The sequence below is a fragment of the Curvibacter sp. EU05-FHT14A10 genome, from assembly GCF_058791075.1.
Window position 1 is genome coordinate 267,317 of sequence record NZ_JBYTDE010000004.1, and the last position, 16,761, is coordinate 284,077.

A 16,761-nucleotide genomic window follows, 5' to 3' on the forward strand; every position below is an offset into this window, starting at 1 on the left:
TTCAGTCCTTGCGCACCTTGTCGGCACGGCCTTCGAGGAAGGCACGCACGCGGTCCTTGGCCTCGGGGGCGCTTTGCGCGATGGCGGCCATCAGGGCTTCGGTGAAGAAGCCCTGGTCGGCTGGCTGCTCGGCAATGCGGGGCAGCGCATGCATCAGGGCGTAGTTGGTCAGCGGGGCGTTCTGGGCCACGCGCAGGGCCAACTCCAGGGCCTTGTCGAAGGCGGTGCCCTCAGGCACCAGGTACTGGGCCATGCCGATGCGTTCGCCGTCGGCGGCGTTGTAGACGCGGCCGGTCAGCATCATGTCGGTCATGCGGGCCGCACCGATCAGGCGCGGGATGCGCACCGCGCCGCCGCCGCCCACAAAAATGCCGCGCGAGCCTTCAGGCAGCGCGTAGAAGGTGGTCTCGTCGGCCACCCGGATGTGGCAGGCGCTGGCCAGTTCCAGCCCGCCCCCCACCACGGCGCCATGCAGGGCCGCAATCACCGGCACCGGGCCATGCTGCACACGCTCCAGGGCCGCATGCCACATGCGGGAGTGGTGCACCCCCTGACCGGCATCGCGCTCCTTGAGCTCGCTCAGATCCAGGCCGGCGCAGAAGTGCGGGCCCTGGCCGTCGATCACGGCAGCGCGCACGGTCTCGGGCAGGCCATCGAAGGCATTGCGGATCGCGATGATCAGCCCGTCATTGAGCGCATTGCGCTTGGTCGGACGGGTCAGTCGCAGCACGGCCACTTGCTGTTCGTCGCCATGAAATTCGATTTGAAGGTCGGGATGGGAGGATGTCTGGTTCATGATTGCGTTCCGTTGTTGAATCGATTATGGTTATAAAAAATAACCAATTCAAGCCAACAGAGCCGCTTTGATCTTGGTGAAAACCCTTGTTTCTATCCACCCCAGGAGACCGTCAATGGACTACAAGAACCTGATTGCCATCGATATCCACACCCACGCCGAAGTGAGTTGCTGGAACCCCTTTGACAACTACGGCGAGGAATACGACCGTGCTGCCGACAAGTACTTCGGCAGCAACCGTCGCCCCACCATCGAAGAAACCGTGGCCTACTACCGCGAACGCAAGATCGGTCTGGTGATGTTCACGGTGGACAGTGAATCCAAGCTGGGCCGCAAGCGCGTGCCCAACGAAGAGATCGCCGAGGCGGCCAAGGCCAACAGCGACATGATGATGGCCTTCGGCAGCATCGACCCGCACAAGGGCAAGATGGGCGCGCGTGAGGCAGAGAAGCTGATCACCGAGCACGGCATCAAGGGCTTCAAGTTCCACCCCACGGTGCAGGGCTACCACCCCTACGACAAGATGGCCTGGCCGATCTACGAGGTGATCAACCACTACAAGCTGCCTGCCATCTTCCACACCGGCCACAGCGGCATCGGCAGCGGCATGCGCTGCGGCGGCGGCCTGCGCTTGGAGTACAGCAACCCCATGCACCTGGACGACGTGGCCATCGACTTCCCTGACATGCAGATCGTCATGGCCCACCCCAGCTTCCCCTGGCAGGACGAGGCCCTGTCGGTGGCCACGCACAAGCCCAATGTCTGGATCGACCTGTCGGGCTGGAGCCCCAAGTACTTTCCGAAGCAACTGATCCAATACGCCAACAGCTTGTTGAAGGACCGCATCCTGTTCGGCAGTGACTACCCGCTGATCACGCCCGAGCGCTGGATGAAGGATTTCGAGGTGGCCGGCTTCAAGCCCGAAGTGATGCCCGGCATCCTGAAGGACAACGCGGTGCGCCTGCTGGGTCTGGACCGCCAGGACGCCTGAGCCCGCGGCCAGGGCCAGCCCGAGGGCAGGCCCTTTCTGTCTTGTGGCGGCCGGGGCTCGCTGTTAATGTTGGAGTCTGGCCGCTAAACAGGCCTCCAACAAAACAGGCCCCCAACAGCGCGAAGGAGACCACCATGAGCACCGACTTTGAGCAGATCCACAATTTCTATGAGCGGCTGGTGTTCGAGGAAGTCAGCCACCGCTCCGAGAAATACCCTGATTTCACCCACGACATGCTGGCCGATGTGGCGTGCGTGGCCTTGAACCGTCTGCCGGCACGCTATGTGCGTCACGATGTGGACCTGATGTTCTACCTGACCGAGAAAGAGCGCCACGGTATCGAGCAGGCCATGGAAGACGCCCTCAGTTTCGGTTTCCGTTTTGTGGCCGAGCGCGTCGCCAAACGCCAGGCCGCTTGAGCTGCCGCTTCAGCGAGGCTGGCGATGCAGCCGCCAAGAAAAGGCGGCCGCCACCACCAGCAGCCCACCGGCCAGGCGCAACACGTTGCGCGGGTCGCTGGCCAACAGACTGTCGTAGTAAAGCGGCAGCGTCAGCATTTGCAGGATCATGGGCAACACGATGAACATGTTGAACAGGCCCATGTACACCCCGGCGCGCTCCTTCGGAATGCTCGACGCCAACAGGATGTAGGGGTTGCCCATGATGCTGGCCCAGGCCAGGCCCACGCCCAGCATCGGGATGAACAGCAGGGCCTTCGACTGCAAAGAGGGCAGAACGGCCATGCCCAGGCCCGCCAGGGTCAGGCACAGCGCGTGCACCCGGGCCGGGCCGAAGCGCCTGCTCAGAGGCACCAGTGCGAAGGCGGACAAAAAGGCCACAAAATTGTAGAACCCCCCGATCTCACCGTTGAGCAGGCTGGCATCGCGAAAGCCCTCCGACTGGGCGTCGGGGGTGTCAAACACCGAGCGGGCCAGGCACGGCACCACGTAAATCCAGTAGCAAAGCATGCCGTACCACTGGAACAGCTTCATCCACCACAGGCGGCGCATCATCTGGGGCATGTCGCGCACGGCCTCGACGATCTCTGTCAGGGTGGCGCGCCACCCTGAGGGCCTGGCGCGCAGCTCGGCCAGTGCCTCGGGGCTCAGGGGCAGCTCCGGTGTGGACCAGACCGACCAGGCCACGGTGCCGATGGAGAACACCGCCCCGATCACAAAGGCAATCACGGTGATCTGGGGGATGTGGTTGGCACCCAGGGCGTTTTTGTCCAGCCCCCACATCACCAGCAAAGAGGGGGTCAGGTAGGCCAGGGTCTGGGCCAGCCCGGTGTAGGCACTCTGGCTCAGGAATCCCAAGGCATGTTGACCCGGGTTGAGGCGGTCGCTCACGTAGGCCCGGTAGGGCTCCATGGTCACGTTGTTGGCTGCATCCAGAATCCACAGCAGGCTGGCGGCAAACCACAGGCTGGGGCTGAAAGGCATCAGCAGCAGGCCCAGACTGCACAGCACGGCCCCAACCAGGAAGTAAGGCGTGCGCCGCCCCCAGCGGCCGGTGGTTCGATCGCTCAGCGCGCCAATGATGGGCTGTACCAGCAGGCCGGTGATGGGGCCGGCCAGCCAGAGAAACGGCAGGCTGCCCTCATCGGCGCCCAGGTATTTGTAGATCGGGCTCATGTTGGCCTGCTGCAGGCCAAAGCTGTACTGGATGCCGAAGAACCCCAGGTTCATCTGCAGGATCTGCCACAGCGTCAGCCAGGGCTTCTGATGCTTGTCTCGCATTCGTTGGTCTCCTTGGGGGGGCTGTGTCAGGCACCGAGCCAGACGCAGCCATGGCCCTCCAGGTGCACTGAGCTCACAGGGTGGCTTTCATTCAGGCTCAGATTCTGCAGCGCGGGCTTGCTCAGCTCTGACAGCTCGATGCTGCACGGCTCCGGGCTGAAATTGAACAGGCCGACTTCCTGATTGCGTTGCAAGGCCAGCAAGCCTGGGTACCGGCACGGCAGCACTTGCAGGCGGATCGGGCCGTCCAGGCTCAGGCGTTCACGGCGCAGGCGGTTCAGGCCTTGCAAAAGCGAAAAGACATGTGCGGCCACCGTACCGGGTTGGTGCCGGCGTGCCAGGGCGGCTTCGTCAAGTCGTGGGCGGTGGAGTTCGCGCCCATCAGCGCCTTGGCGTGCTTGCACCTCTGCCTCCGATGTGTTGTCCAGACCCAGTTCGTCGCCCATGTAGATCAGGGGTAGGCCGCCCACAAAAAAGCTCAGCGACATCATCAACCCGAGGCGACGCAGGGGCGCCTGCTGGTCGGGGTGGTCGGCGGGCAGATCGGGATGCAAACCCACCAGTGCGGCGGTCATGCCGTTGCTGCCATGCACCGTCCCTGGTGTGTTGGCCTGAAAGCGCGCACCTCGCGCATAGCTGCCCGGGGTCTCGCCAGCCAGGAAGGCGGCAGCCCGGCCCAGACGAGCCACAGGGTCGGCGCCCAGTGCCAGCAGTTCGGGACGCAACACATTCCAGCCGATATCGTCGTGGCAGCGCACGTAGCTCAACCAACTGGCGCCCACGGGCAGTTCGGGCGTATTGCGCAACACCTCCTCGATCAGCTGCGGACTTTCCTCGGTCAGGGCGACCCAACTGGCCGCCATCAGGCTGGAGTGGTAAGCAATGTGGCATTCAGGTCCGGCCACCGGCCCCAGCCCGAAGTAGGGCGGCAGTTCCCGGGTCGGCATGATGGCTTCTGCCTTGAGCAGCACGCCCGGGGCGGCAATGGCGCACAGGCTGCGCAAGGCTTGCACGATCAGGTGCACCTCGGGCTGGTTCATGCAGTTGGTTCCTGCGCGCTTCCACAGAAAGCCGGTCGAGTCGAGTCGGAAGGACTCCACGCCCTGGTTGGCCAGGTTCAGCAGCGCGGCCGCGATGTCGGCAAAGACGGCCGGGTGGGCGTAATTCAGGTCCCACTGGTAGGGGTAGAAGGTGGTCCAGACCCAGGCCTGGCGTTCTGCAATCCAGGTGAAATTGCCGGGTGCGGTGGCCGGAAAGATCTGGACCAGATGCTGCTCGCGGGCCCGGACTTCAGCCTCATTGGGCAGCCAGTGAAAGTACGGCAGATAGCGCGGGTCACCGGCCCGGGCCGCCTTGGCCCAGGGGTGCTCGTGCGACACATGGTTCAGCACAAAGTCGCTGCACAGGCTGATGTCCGATTGGCGCAGTGCCTGGCACAGCGAGCGCAGGTCGGCCAGGGTGCCCAGGGAGGGTTCCACCTCATCAAAGCTGGCGACTGCAAAACCGCCGTCATTGGGGGCGGTGCCGGCTTTCAAGAAGGGGAGCAGGTGCAGGTAATTCACGCCCAGTTCGCGCAGGTAATCGATGCGCTGCTGTACCCCTGCCAGGGTGCCGGCCAATTTGTCGACATAGGTGCAATAGCCGCTCAGGCCTCTTTGATGCCAGGCGGGGTCAGCCTCGCGGTGCAGGTCCAGTTGCCAGAGGTCGGCGTCGCGCTGCTCGGCGGATGCGAGGGCGTTCAGTAGGACGGTATTGAAAAACGATTCGAAGCAGGGTGTCTGGCCATACAGCGGGTCCAGGCACCGCCGAAGCCGGGGGAGTTCGCGCTCCAGCCGCTCGCGCAACAGCGTGGCCCGCGCCGGTGGGATGGACTGCAGAAAGTCCGACACGCTGGGCGACACAGACTCGCTGGCTTGGAGAGGGTGGCTGGCTCCGACGAAATTCATAGGGTGCAATCAGGGAAAAGAGCGCCGCACGGACACGGCTGGCCGGGGGTCGACCGTGCCGCACGGGCTTCAAGAGAGGTTTGGAGATACCGCGTTAAAACTCATCAGGCCGGCGCCGGGGCAGCCAGCGACGGCCTGCCTTCTCATCAGAAGTTGTAGCGAACCGACAGACGCACCGTGCGTGCGGTGATCGAGCGGGCTGCAGCACGGTCGGTGTTGATCTCGGTGTAGCCCAGCGTGTTGAACAGGTTGTTCACGCCCAGCATCACCGTGGTGGCCGCGTTCACGTCGTACTTGGCAAAGGCGTTCACATAGGTGTAGCCCGGCAGCGTGGCCTGCAACGCCGTGGTCTGGCCATCCAGCGAAGAGGTGGTTCCGATGATGGAGGCCCCGACGGTGGCCGCACCAAAGCGGTAGCTTGGTGCCAACTGGAAGATCACTTTGGCCTGACGGTTCGGGGTCAGACCCGCATAACCGGCAATGTTGGAGTCGGTCACCTTGGCATTGGTCACGGTCAGGCCGCCGTTCAGACGGAAGTTGCCGGCCTTGTAGCTGGCTTCCAGTTCCACACCCTTGGCGTCGTACTTGTTGGCCGAGGAAACGCCCGTGGTCACGTCGTAGTTCGTCTCGTCGGTCTTGGCCTGGAACAAGGTCACAAAGGTGGTCACCGGACCATTGCGCCACTTCAATCCGCCTTCGTACTGGGTGACGGTGTTGGGGGTCTGGTTGCCGTTTTGCAGGCAGTTGTTGCCGCAGGCACCGCCGTAGGCCAGGATGCGATCGCTGGGCAGGGCGCCGCCTTTGCTGATGCGGGCAAACAGGGCGGTGTCCTTGCTCAGGCTGTAGTTGGCACCCACCGAGTACGAGTTGAGATCGGAGTGGTAGCCGATGCCCAGGCCGCCCTTGGAACCACTGTCAGCCCAGCTGCCAGTCACCTTCTGGCGATCGAAGCGCACGCTGGCGTCAATGTTCAGCGGGCCGCTTTCATAGCCCAGCGCGGCGTAAGGTGCGAGGCTGTTGAAAGTCTCGTTCACGTTGCGCTGATACCAACTGCTGTAGGGGCCATAGGTGCTGTTGCCATTGACTGGCAGGCTCGCGTTGAAGCCGCCGATTTCCCAGTCCATGTTGAGCTTCTGGCTGGCCATGAAGACACCGACCGTGCTGGTCAGTTTGGCCTTGTCGGCCATCTGGAAGGTCTTGGAGGCCTTCAGGTCGTTGACGGCCAGGCCGGCATCGTTGAAGCGTGAACCCAGGAACAGGGCCTGATAGCCGCTGGCGTTCGACGAGGTCGGATTGGTCAGGTTGTTGGTGGGGCCATAGGCGGCCGGCATGATGCCGTTGAACGAGCCGCCGTTGGACGAGATGCGGAACTTGTCGTTGAGGCGCCAGCCGCCACCCAGGTCCAGGTTCACCTCGGCGCCGAAAGCCTTGGACACGGCGCGCAGACCATCATTCATGTTGCCTGGGCCGCCGCCATACAGGCCCCAGTTGGCAATGCGGGGAAGACCTCCGGCATAGGGGGAGAAGGTGCCGGGATTGACGCCATTGAGCTGAACAATCTGACCGTTCACGATGCGCACCGGGGCATCCATGATCAGGGGCGTCTTGTCGTCCAGGAACTTGGCGTAGACCTTGATGTTGTTGCCACCCCCCAGGTCCTTGTTCAGTGCCAGTCGGATCTGGCCGCCGCCCTCCATGTTGACGCCTTGGGTGGCGCGAGGCCCTTGGCCGTCGCGTGCATAGCCACTCACGTTGAAGGTGGCGGTGTCAGAGATGCGCACACCGTAGTTCAGGTCCAGGCGGCGGCTGGTCGAGCCGCCGACATTCGTGGTGAGGCCGATCGTGCCGCCTTCGACTTCGCCTGTTTTGCTGATGAAGTTGATCACACCGCCCGGGGCGTTGGTGGCCATGGTCGAGGCCGAGCCACCGCGCACCACTTCGACGCCTTCCGTGCCCATGTCGGCGCGCATGTACACGTCGGGCGTCAGAAAGTTGTAGTCACCGTTCAGCAGAACGGGCAGGCCATCCTCCTGGAACTGCACATAGCGCGAGCCGCCAGCTGAAATCGGCAGGCCGCGCACGGTCACATTGGCATTGCCTTCGCCACTGCTGGCTTCAGCGCGGATGCCCGGGATGGAACGCAGGATTTCGGCCGAGCTGGCGGGCATCGCGTCCTGGATCTGGTCGCCGTCCATCGAACTGACGGACAAGCTCTGCTTCATCTTGGAGCGTGCTTCCGGGGTGGCAGTGATCACCATCTCGTCCAGATTCAGGCCAGAGCCAGCCGTGGCGGGCTGGGCGTTCTGGGCCCATGCGGCGCCGAGTTGCAGGACCGCGATCGAGGCGGCGATCGCCACCTTGGTGGGAACGATGGCTGGGTGCTTCTTTTTCACAAAAGTCTCCTTCTACGTTTCATGAGTGAGCCGAAACCTCGCTGCAAGCCCGGTTGTCGGCTGGGGTGACTCTCGGCACACAAGGCATGCCTACCGCGAGTGATCGCATTGTGTTGGATCATGCAAACGATTGCAAAGATGGTTTTATCATTTAAATCAAATTGGCATGAAGCCGTTATTGAAAATGAGGCTGCCAAGGTGCCTTGCTTCCTCTGTAGTGGGTTGAAAATTAAGTGATTTCCCTAGTGTATCTGGCTTGCAACAGAGGGGGTTCACTTCGAAAGAGCTTGTGCAAGTGTGTCTAGGGTTATCACTAGTATTGATTTTTTCGGCACAAACTACGATTGCAAACGTTTGCACGATGAATCAATTCGCGTGCTGTTGAGAAGTCCAAACCAGAGGAGACCCTGTTTGATGAATGACTACGCCAGTCGGCAACGCACCCCTCGCAAGCACGTCGTCGGCTTGTGCCTGGTGCTGGTGCTGCATGCGTTGATCTTTTGGGCGATCAATTCGGGCCTGGCCCGCAAGTTCGTCAAAGTGATCAAGGGGCCCGTTGAGGCCCAGTTGCTGGAGGAGGCCAAACCCGACATTCCGCCGCCGCCACCGCCGCCTCCACCCAAGAACGCACCGCCACCGCCACCGCCGGCCTATGTGCCGCCTGCGGCCGTGGTGAGCAACGCGCCGGCGGCCGCCAATGCGATTGCTGCGGTGTCGAACACGCCTCAGCCCCCCGCGCCACCACCACCGCCGCCGCCACCACCGGCACCTCCCGCGCCACCGCCACCGCCTGCGGCGCCTGTGCGCACCGCCGCTGTGATCAGCGCTCAGAACTGCGAGAAGCCTGCTTATCCCGCCGCGTCGCGCCGGGCCGAAGAAGAGGGCACGGTGCAGCTGCGTTTCCTGGTTGACGTGGATGGTCGCGTCGTGGATTCGCAGGTCGAAAGCACCTCGGGCTTCAAACGCCTGGATGAGGCGGCCCGGCTGGCCCTGGCGCGCTGCCAGTTCAAGCCGGCGAGCACCGATGGCAAGCCCGAACAGAGCTGGGCCAGCATGAAGTACACGTGGCGTCTGGAATGAGCCGGCTGGCCACCCTGATCGCCACAGAAAACAAACGACATCATTTTTCGAGGAGTTCTTCCACCATGTTCAAAATCATCAAGTCCATCGCTGTGATCTGCGGCCTGAGTGCCAGCCTGTGGCTGGGCCAAGGCGCTGTCTGGGCGGCCGACGCGGCTGCCCCCGCAGAAACGACAGCCACCCAGGTGGCATCGGTACCGGCACCGGCCGGCGCGGCCGCCGAAGCCAGCACCGACAACCCCTATGGCCTGGGGGCCCTGTGGGCCCAGGGCGATGCCGTGGCCAAGGGCACGCTGTTGATCCTGGTGCTCATGAGCATGGGCAGCTGGTACGTGATCGTCACCAAGTTCTTCGAGCAGAACCGCAACGCCGGCTTTGCCCGCAAGGCGCAAGACAACTTCTGGACCAAGGGCTCGGTGCGCGAGGGCACCGACGAACTGCACGCCGACAGCCCCTACCGCTTCATTGCCGAGAAAGGCCTGGAAGGTGCCAGCAAGCACGAGGGCATGCTCGGGGCGGTCGACTTCAACACCTGGGTCACGATGAGCATCCAGCGCGCCATTGGCAATGTGCAAAGCCGCATGCAGGACGGCCTGGCCGTGCTGGCCACCGTGGGGTCCACCGGTCCGTTCGTTGGGCTGTTCGGCACGGTCTGGGGCATTTACAACGCGCTGGTCAAAATCGGCATGTCGGGTCAGGCCAGCATCGACAAGGTGGCGGGCCCGGTGGGTGAATCCCTGATCATGACGGCGATCGGCCTGGCGGTCGCTGTGCCTGCCGTGCTGGGCTACAACTGGTTGGTGCGCCGCAACAAGTCGGCCATGGAAGACATCAACGCCTTTGGCAACGACCTGCACTCGGTGCTGCTGGCCACTGCCAAGAAGTGAATCCCATTGACATCAGAGCCGCTTCGGCGGCGCGCAGGAGACCCCAACCATGGCCATGAATGTCGGTGCCGACTCGGGCGAAGACGAAGTCCTCAGCCAGATCAATACCACGCCGCTGGTGGACGTCATGCTGGTGTTGCTGATCATTTTCCTGATCACGATCCCGGTGGTGACCACCTCGGTCAAGGTGGATCTGCCCAAAGAGAAAAACGTGGTGCGCGAGACCAAGCCCGAGAACGTGATCATCTCGGTGGATGCCTCAGGCCATATTTTTCTGTACGACACGCCCATCAAGAACTCCACCGACCTGCTGGACCGCATGAAGACCTTCGCCGTCAAGGTGCCTCAGCCTGAAGTCCAGATCCGGGGTGACGCGCGCAGCGACTTCGAGTCGGTGGGCCGGGTCATGTATGCGGTGCAGCGTGCGGGCATCACCAAGGTGGGCTTCATCACCGAGCCCGCCTCCAACTGAGCCCGGGCTCCGTTTCAAAGACAAGGATTCATCATGGGAATGAACATAGGTAGCGGGGGCGGCAACAGCGAACCCGAGGTGATGATGGACATCAACACCACGCCCCTGATCGATGTGATGCTGGTGCTGCTGATCATGCTGATCATCACCATTCCGGCACAACTGCACTCGGTCAACCTCGACATGCCGGTGTCCACGCCACCCACCAAGAAGGTGGATCCGGTGGTGGTGCACATCGACATCGACAAGCAAAGTGTCATCCACTGGAATGGCGCTGCGCTGAGCAACCGGGCTGAGCTGGAAGCGCATCTGGGCGAGGCGGCGCGACTGCAGCCTCAGCCAGAAATCCACATCCGTTCGGATGCCAAGGCCAAGTACGAGGCGGTGGCCGCGGTGATGGCCAATGCCCAGCGCATCGGTTTGACCAAGCTGGGCATTGTTGGCTCAGAACAGTTCGTCAACTGAGCGTCAACTGAGCGTCAACTGAGTTTCTCCAAGGTAGTGACTTGCCCCGCGCTTTCGGGCGCGGGGTCTTTTTTGACTGATTTTGGATCGATGTCCCTTGTCATGACTTCCACCGCTTTTCCCTTGCCCGGCTCGGGCCGCTTCATGCCCGTGGTGTTGGCCGCTCTCCTCTGGGTGACCACCGCCCAGGCCGACGATGCACTGCGCCGTGAGGTGGCCCAGCCGCTGCAGGCGGCCCAGGACGTGTTGAAGGCGCGCCACCCCGAAGAGGCCCTGGCCTTGCTGGCGCCTGTGCGTGCGCGCACCGATTTGACGGACGCCGAGCGGGCGCTGCTGGACCGCACGACCGCCGCGGCGGCCATGCAGGCGCGCCAGTTTGCGCTGGCCGTGCCGGCCTTCGAAGCGCTGCTGCAACGACCCGACCTGCCGGAGGCTGATCGCCGTGCTTTGGTGCAGTCCCTGGTCAACGCCAGCATCAACCTCAAGGATTACACCCGGGCAGCCCGTTGGGCCCAGGCTGGTTGGCAGGCCGGCGGGCCCGAGGCGGCCCGATTCCGCCAGGTCAGGCTGCAGTCGCTGGGCATGCTGGGCCAGCATGCCGCGGTTCTGGCCGAAGCCCGGCAGGCCCAGTCTGACGCCGGCAGCCCCCCTTTGAATGAGGCCGAGTGGCGTGCCCTGGGGGCCAGCCAGCTCAAGCTCAAGGATGAAGCCGGTTACTTTCAGACCTTGCGCCAGTTGCTGCGCCAATCGGCCACGCTGGAGGCCAGCCGTGATTACTGGTCCGACCTGTTGCCCAGGGTGACCCAGCAGCCTGGCTTCAACAGTCGCCTTGAGTTGGATGTCTACCGCCTGTATGAGGCCACGGGCAACCTGGAAGACGCGGCGGAATTCAGCAGCTTTGCCAGCCTGGCGATCAAGGCCGGCTTGCCGGCCGAGGCGAGCCGTGTGCTGGCCATGGGCGTTGAACGGCGGGTTCTGACGGATGCACCTGCTCAGGCGTCATTGGCACAGGCCCGCAAGCGCGCTGCGGAGGATGAGCAAGCCCTGGCAGCACTGCGCGAGGCCGCGCGCCAGGGCAACGATTGGGCGCAACTGGGCGACCTGCTCGGCTCGGCACAACAGTGGCCCCAGGCTGCCGAGGCCTATGAAAAAGCACTGGGCCTGGGGGAGCTCCGCCGGCCTGAAGAAGTGCGCTTACACTACGGCCGCAGTCTCATCGGGGCAGGCCGCAAAGCACAAGCACGTGAGGTGCTGGGGGCGGTTGGCGGTGATGCCCTGCTGGTCGCTCAACTATGGCTTCTGTATGCGCAGCAGACCCCCTGATGCATCCACTTGCCCTGGTTTTCAGGCTGGGTCCGAATCGACCTGCACCGCTGTTCAATCCCTTGAGCCGACATGACACGACCTGACTCCGATAAGCGACGCGTCCAGATGATGGACATCGCCCGCCTGGCGGGCGTGTCCGCCTCCACCGTGTCGCGCGCGCTCAATGGCAGTGCGCTGATCAACCCCGAGACCCGCCAACGGATCACCGAACTGGCACGCTCGTTGAACTATTCGATCAACGTTGGAGCCAAGAACCTGCGCCTGGGCGAGAACCGCACCATCGGTGTGGTGATTCCATTCGACCGCAAAACCCGTCAGCATGTGTCGGATCCGTTTTTTCTGGGCATGTTGGGTAGCCTGGCCGACGCCTTGACCGACCACGGGTACGACCTGCTGTTGTCGCGCGTCGACTCAGAGCACCTGGACGACCTGGCCGGCCTGTACGACACCGGTCGAGCGCGTGGCATCGTGGTCATCGGCCAGTGGGGCCACCATGATCAACTCAATGCGCTGGCGGTGCGCCAGGTGCCTTTTGTGGTCTGGGGGGCGCAATTGCCGAGGCAACTCTATTGCAGCGTGGGCACCGACAACTTCTCGGGCGGGCGCATGGCCACCGAGCACCTGCTGGGTCTGGGGCGACGCCACATCGCCTTCATGGGGGACGTGGCGTTTCCTGAGGCCGAGCAGCGCTTTGAGGGTTACCTTCAGGCCCACCGTGACCGTGGCCTGACCCCCGATCCGGCGCTGCGCATCGTGGCGCCTTTCACGGCCGTCGAGGCCCAGCAGGCCATGCGTGAGTTTTTGGCCCGAGGCGTGGGTCTTGATGCGCTGTTTGCGGCCAGTGACCTGATCGCCATGAACGCCATGGGCGTGCTGCTGGCGCAGGGCCTGGACGTTCCCCGCGATGTCAGCGTGGTGGGCTACGACGACATCGAGGCCGCCGCGCATTGCCACCCCTCCCTGACCACCGTGCGCCAGCCCATCGAGCTGGCCGGCACCGAGATGGTGGATTGCCTGCTCCGACTCACCGCAGGCGAGCGGCCAGAGCCCCGCATTCTGGCGGCCACGCTGCAGGTGCGGGGCTCGACCTGCCCGCGCTGATGCCAGATCCCTTTTGATTTCAACAGGCGCCGCCTTGGCGTTGATGGCCATGTCCGATTTTTCTGCCGCTCAGGTGGCCATTGCTGGCGAAGCCCTGATCGATCTGATTGCACGCGCCGATGGCGCTTTTGAACCCTGTCTTGGGGGGGCGGTCTATAACCTGAGCCGGGCCATCAGCCGCCAGGGCGTCAGCACCACCTACTTGAACCCCTTTGCCCGCGATCGCTTCGGGCGGGCGCTGGCGAGTCAGATACAAGCCGATGGCGTGCATCTGGCCCATCCGCAGCCGGTGACTCAGGCGACCTCGCTGGCCGTGGTGTCGCTGAACGAGCACGGTCATCCCGACTACGCGTTCTACCGCGAGGGCGTGGCCGATCGCCAGGTCAGTGCAGAGGGCTTGAACGCAGACTGCGCCGCCTTGCCAGGCTTGCAATGCGTTTGCACAGGGGGGCTGGCACTGGACGCACGCGATGCCTCGGTCTATCTGCCCTGGCTGATGGCGCAGCAGGCCGCCGGCCGGTGCGTGGCCGTGGATGCCAATCTGCGCCCCTCCGTGATGCCCGATCTGGCGGCCTACCAGGCCCATGTCCTGCAGGTGCTGGCTCAGGCCGATCTGGTCAAGGTGAGTGACGAGGACCTGGCCCACCTGCAGGTGCCCGGCGCCACACCCATGTTGCAAGCCGAGGCCCTGATGGGGCGCTTGAACACCGCGTGGCTGGCCCTGACGCTGGGCGCACAGGGGGCCTGGCTGCTGGCGCGTGATGGCCGGCGCTGGTTTGCATGCGAAGGCGCAGCGCTCGAAGTGATCGACACCGTGGGGGCCGGGGACAGCTTTTTCGCCGGCCTGTTGAGCAGCCTTTTGCGCCATGGCCCGGGCTGGGCGGATTCAGCAGGCTTGAGCGACAGCGCCGCAGCACAGGCGCTGCAGCACGCGCTGGCCTGCGCCAGTCTTTGTGTGCAGCAGCGCGGCTGCGTGCCCCCGAGTTGGCAACAGGCTCAGGCCTGGGCCCAGTCACATCCCGCTGTGACGGTGCCGCGCTGAACCGGCCTGCCAAAGCGCCGTTCAGCGCAGGTTGTCCAGCGCGTTGGCCGCCCCCTGCAGGGCGGGTGACACCTTGCTGGTGATCACCCAGGTCGGCACCTGGCTCAGATACGCGCTGAAACGGCCCTTGGCCTCGAAGCGGCGGCGGAAATCAGAGGCCGCAAAGAAATCCAGCAGGCGCGGCACGATGCCCCCGCCGATGTAAACCCCCCCACGGGCCCCCAGGGTGAGGGCCAGATCGCCCGCCACATCGCCGAGAAAGCGGCAGAACAGCTGCAGCGTCTGCTCGGCGGCCGAGCCGGGTTCGCGCAGGCCGGCCTCGATGATCTGTGGGGCCCCGGCGCTGTCGTCGGCGGGCAGGCCCTGCACCTGGCGCAGGGCCTGGTACAGCTCGGGCAGGCCTGTGCCCGACACCACGCGTTCGGCCGACACATGACCGTGGCGCTGGCGCAGCACCTCGATCACCGCAAACTCCTGGGCGTTCATGGCGCACACGCTCACGTGGCCCCCTTCGCCCGCCACCGGGGCCCAGGGACCCTGAGGTCCGGCCGGGACCAGCCCCGACACCCCCAGGCCTGTGCCCGGGCCGATCAAGGCCACGGCGGCACCCGTGGCCGCCGTGCCGCCGCCCACGGCGCGCAGGTCGTCGGCTGGCAGGCTGTGCAATGACAAGGCGAGGGCCGTGAAATCGTTCAACAACAGCAGGCGCGACAGACCCAGGCCGGCGCGCAAGGCCTCCACAGAGAACGCCCAGTGGTGGTTGGTCATGCGCACGGCGTCGCCATTGACCGGGTTGGCAATGCCAAAGGCCGCGCGGGCGGGCTGTGCCAGCTGCTGTGTGCTCAGGTAGTGCTGCACTGCGGCCAGCAGGCTGGGGTGTTCGGCACAGGGCACGACTTGCACCTGAGTGATCGGGCTGCCGGCCTGGTGCTGCCAACCGAAACGGGCATTGGTGCCGCCAATGTCGCCCAGCAGGCGTGGAAACTCGGGGGGCGGCGTGGTGGTTTCGGGGGCGCGGGCTTCGTACATGGGGCTTGCAGCTGGGCAGGTAGCGAGAGGGGTTGAAGAATATCCTCAGCGAGGGTTTGTAATTTTATTACGGCTTTGGGGATGCCTGTGTAACTTGTTGGCAGGGCTGGCCTGGCGGTGGCGCCTTGCCGGCGAAGTCCCTGAGCCTGCCGCCCGTACATCGTGCGTGATAGAGTCCGGCCAAACAACAAAGATCCGGTCCCCGGCAGATCAACCCGCGGCCAACAGGCGTTTCGCTCGGCGCCTGCCGCATTGGAGACAAAAAGATGCAAAAACGTCAATTTTTTCAGCGTGTCGCGCTGTCAGCACTGGCCCTGGCGGCTGCCCAGGCCGGCACGGCGCTGGCGCAGGACGCCGGCAAATTCAAGATCGGCCTGATCCTGCCCATGACGGGCCAGTCGGCTTCCACCGGGCGTCAGATCGAGGCGGCAGCCCGGCTTTACATGGCGCAGAACGGCGACACCGTGGCCGGCCGCAAGGTCGAGCTGATCGTGAAGGACGACACCGGCCTGCCCGACGTGACCAAGCGCATCGCCCAGGAGTTGGTCGTCAATGAAAAGGTCAATGTGCTGGGCGGCTTCGGTCTGACCCCGCTGGCCCTGGCCACGGCCCCGATTGCCAGCCAATCCAAGACCCCGATGGTGGTCATGGCGGCGGCCACCTCCAGCATCACCCAAGCCTCGCCCTTCATCGTGCGCTCCAGCTTCACGCTGCCGCAGGTGACGGTGTCGATGGCCGACTGGGCGCCCAAGAACGGCATCAAGAAGGTGGTCACCCTGGTGTCCGACTACGGTCCGGGCATCGATGCCGAGAAGTTCTTCAAAGAGCGCTTCACCTTCAACGGTGGCCAGGTGGTGGATGCGCTGCGCGTGCCCCTGCGCAACCCCGACTTCGCGCCCTTCCTGCAGAAAGTGCGTGATGAAAAGCCCGATGCGCTGTTTGTCTTCGTGCCCTCGGGCGCTGGTGCTGCGGTGATGAAGCAGTTTCTGGAGCGCGGCATGGACAAGGCCGGCATCCGCCTGATTGCCACCGGCGACGTGACCGATGACGATCAGCTCAACGACATGGGTGACGGCGCCCTGGGCGTGGTCACCTCGCACCACTATTCGACCGATCACAACTCGCCGGTCAACAAGAAGTTTGTCGAGGCCTTCCAGAAAGCCAATCCCTCGATGCGCCCCAACTTCATGGCGGTGGGGGGCTACGACGGCATGCGTGTGATCTACGAGGCCCTCAAGGCCACTCAGGGCAAGGGCGATGGCACGGCGCTGCTGGGCGCCATGAAAGGCCAGATCTTCGAAAGCCCGCGCGGCCAGGTCTTCATCGACGCGCAGACGCGCGACATCGTGCAGAACGTGTACCTGCGCAAGGTCGAGAAAAAGAACGGCCAGCTCTACAACGTCGAGTTCGATGTGATCAAGGACGTGAAAGACCCGGGCAAGGCGCGCTGAGCGCCCGCCTCGGCACCATGGCCCCGTCCTGCGGACAGGCGGG

Annotated in this window: 15 protein-coding genes; 10 read left to right on the plus strand and 5 right to left on the minus strand. The window is 64.1% G+C overall.

Annotated features, from left to right (window positions below):
* Position 1 precedes the first annotated feature (1 nt).
* A complete protein-coding gene (locus AC3WUT_RS09815) occupies positions 2-796 on the minus strand; it encodes a crotonase/enoyl-CoA hydratase family protein (RefSeq protein ID WP_492346891.1) in 795 nt (264 codons plus the stop codon).
* Positions 797-911: 115 nt separating this feature from the next.
* On the opposite strand from AC3WUT_RS09815, the gene AC3WUT_RS09820 reads away from it, so the two are divergent.
* Both AC3WUT_RS09820 and AC3WUT_RS09825 read left to right on the plus strand, forming a co-directional pair.
* Positions 912-1,787, plus strand: a complete 876-nt coding sequence (locus AC3WUT_RS09820) for an amidohydrolase family protein (RefSeq protein WP_492346892.1) — start codon at positions 912-914, stop codon at positions 1,785-1,787.
* A gap of 134 nt (positions 1,788-1,921) precedes the next feature.
* A complete protein-coding gene (locus AC3WUT_RS09825; protein ID WP_492346893.1) occupies positions 1,922-2,206 on the plus strand; it encodes a late competence development ComFB family protein in 285 nt (94 codons plus the stop codon).
* 9 nt (positions 2,207-2,215) lie between these two features.
* On the opposite strand, the gene AC3WUT_RS09830 is transcribed toward AC3WUT_RS09825, so the two are convergent.
* The 3 genes from AC3WUT_RS09830 to AC3WUT_RS09840 form a co-directional block, all read right to left on the minus strand.
* Positions 2,216-3,526 (minus strand): MFS transporter, encoded by a 1,311-nt coding sequence (locus AC3WUT_RS09830; RefSeq protein ID WP_492346894.1) that lies wholly within the window; start codon positions 3,524-3,526, stop codon positions 2,216-2,218.
* Between the two features lie 26 nt (positions 3,527-3,552).
* Entirely contained in the window at positions 3,553-5,472 is a 1,920-nt protein-coding gene (locus AC3WUT_RS09835) for an alpha-amylase family glycosyl hydrolase (RefSeq protein ID WP_492346895.1), read from the minus strand.
* 146 nt (positions 5,473-5,618) lie between these two features.
* Positions 5,619-7,865: a TonB-dependent receptor gene (locus AC3WUT_RS09840; protein ID WP_492346896.1), complete on the minus strand. Its 2,247-nt coding sequence runs from the start codon at positions 7,863-7,865 to the stop codon at positions 5,619-5,621.
* A gap of 414 nt (positions 7,866-8,279) precedes the next feature.
* On the opposite strand from AC3WUT_RS09840, the gene AC3WUT_RS09845 reads away from it, so the two are divergent.
* From AC3WUT_RS09845 to AC3WUT_RS09875, 7 genes are all read left to right on the plus strand, one after another.
* The gene (locus AC3WUT_RS09845) at positions 8,280-8,945 is read left to right on the plus strand and encodes an energy transducer TonB (protein WP_492346897.1); all 666 of its coding nucleotides are present in this window, start codon (positions 8,280-8,282) and stop codon (positions 8,943-8,945) included.
* Positions 8,946-9,010: 65 nt separating this feature from the next.
* Positions 9,011-9,832, plus strand: coding sequence for a MotA/TolQ/ExbB proton channel family protein (locus AC3WUT_RS09850; RefSeq protein WP_492346898.1), 822 nt, complete (start codon positions 9,011-9,013; stop codon positions 9,830-9,832).
* A 49-nt stretch (positions 9,833-9,881) separates the two neighbouring features.
* Positions 9,882-10,304 (plus strand): ExbD/TolR family protein, encoded by a 423-nt coding sequence (locus AC3WUT_RS09855; RefSeq protein WP_492346899.1) that lies wholly within the window; start codon positions 9,882-9,884, stop codon positions 10,302-10,304.
* A gap of 33 nt (positions 10,305-10,337) precedes the next feature.
* Positions 10,338-10,769: an ExbD/TolR family protein gene (locus AC3WUT_RS09860; RefSeq protein WP_492346900.1), complete on the plus strand. Its 432-nt coding sequence runs from the start codon at positions 10,338-10,340 to the stop codon at positions 10,767-10,769.
* Between the two features lie 102 nt (positions 10,770-10,871).
* Positions 10,872-12,092: a hypothetical protein gene (locus AC3WUT_RS09865; protein ID WP_492346901.1), complete on the plus strand. Its 1,221-nt coding sequence runs from the start codon at positions 10,872-10,874 to the stop codon at positions 12,090-12,092.
* A gap of 72 nt (positions 12,093-12,164) precedes the next feature.
* Positions 12,165-13,196, plus strand: a complete 1,032-nt coding sequence (locus AC3WUT_RS09870) for a LacI family DNA-binding transcriptional regulator (RefSeq protein ID WP_492346902.1) — start codon at positions 12,165-12,167, stop codon at positions 13,194-13,196.
* Between the two features lie 49 nt (positions 13,197-13,245).
* The gene (locus AC3WUT_RS09875; RefSeq protein ID WP_492346903.1) at positions 13,246-14,238 is read left to right on the plus strand and encodes a carbohydrate kinase family protein; all 993 of its coding nucleotides are present in this window, start codon (positions 13,246-13,248) and stop codon (positions 14,236-14,238) included.
* Between the two features lie 21 nt (positions 14,239-14,259).
* On the opposite strand, the gene AC3WUT_RS09880 is transcribed toward AC3WUT_RS09875, so the two are convergent.
* Positions 14,260-15,267, minus strand: coding sequence for a glucokinase (locus AC3WUT_RS09880; protein ID WP_492346904.1), 1,008 nt, complete (start codon positions 15,265-15,267; stop codon positions 14,260-14,262).
* Positions 15,268-15,533: 266 nt separating this feature from the next.
* Between AC3WUT_RS09880 and AC3WUT_RS09885 the strand changes: the two genes are divergently transcribed.
* Positions 15,534-16,718 carry an ABC transporter substrate-binding protein gene (locus tag AC3WUT_RS09885; protein ID WP_492346905.1) on the plus strand — a complete coding sequence of 395 codons (1,185 nt, stop codon included), beginning with the start codon at positions 15,534-15,536 and terminating at the stop codon, positions 16,716-16,718.
* Positions 16,719-16,761 lie beyond the last annotated feature (43 nt).

Excerpts from the sequence above, each read along its gene's own strand:
- AC3WUT_RS09835 (WP_492346895.1), bottom strand. The coding sequence starts at position 5,472 with ATGAATTTCGTCGGAGCCAGCCACCCTCTCCAAGCCAGCGAGTCTGTG.
- AC3WUT_RS09855 (WP_492346899.1), top strand. The coding sequence starts at position 9,882 with ATGGCCATGAATGTCGGTGCCGACTCGGGCGAAGACGAAGTCCTCAGC.
- AC3WUT_RS09850 (WP_492346898.1), top strand. The coding sequence starts at position 9,011 with ATGTTCAAAATCATCAAGTCCATCGCTGTGATCTGCGGCCTGAGTGCC.
- AC3WUT_RS09880 (WP_492346904.1), bottom strand. The coding sequence starts at position 15,267 with ATGTACGAAGCCCGCGCCCCCGAAACCACCACGCCGCCCCCCGAGTTT.
- AC3WUT_RS09860 (WP_492346900.1), top strand. The coding sequence starts at position 10,338 with ATGGGAATGAACATAGGTAGCGGGGGCGGCAACAGCGAACCCGAGGTG.
- AC3WUT_RS09870 (WP_492346902.1), top strand. The coding sequence starts at position 12,165 with ATGACACGACCTGACTCCGATAAGCGACGCGTCCAGATGATGGACATC.
- AC3WUT_RS09885 (WP_492346905.1), top strand. The coding sequence starts at position 15,534 with ATGCAAAAACGTCAATTTTTTCAGCGTGTCGCGCTGTCAGCACTGGCC.
- AC3WUT_RS09820 (WP_492346892.1), top strand. The coding sequence starts at position 912 with ATGGACTACAAGAACCTGATTGCCATCGATATCCACACCCACGCCGAA.
- AC3WUT_RS09825 (WP_492346893.1), top strand. The coding sequence starts at position 1,922 with ATGAGCACCGACTTTGAGCAGATCCACAATTTCTATGAGCGGCTGGTG.
- AC3WUT_RS09845 (WP_492346897.1), top strand. The coding sequence starts at position 8,280 with ATGAATGACTACGCCAGTCGGCAACGCACCCCTCGCAAGCACGTCGTC.
- AC3WUT_RS09815 (WP_492346891.1), bottom strand. The coding sequence starts at position 796 with ATGAACCAGACATCCTCCCATCCCGACCTTCAAATCGAATTTCATGGC.
- AC3WUT_RS09830 (WP_492346894.1), bottom strand. The coding sequence starts at position 3,526 with ATGCGAGACAAGCATCAGAAGCCCTGGCTGACGCTGTGGCAGATCCTG.
- AC3WUT_RS09875 (WP_492346903.1), top strand. The coding sequence starts at position 13,246 with ATGTCCGATTTTTCTGCCGCTCAGGTGGCCATTGCTGGCGAAGCCCTG.
- AC3WUT_RS09865 (WP_492346901.1), top strand. The coding sequence starts at position 10,872 with ATGACTTCCACCGCTTTTCCCTTGCCCGGCTCGGGCCGCTTCATGCCC.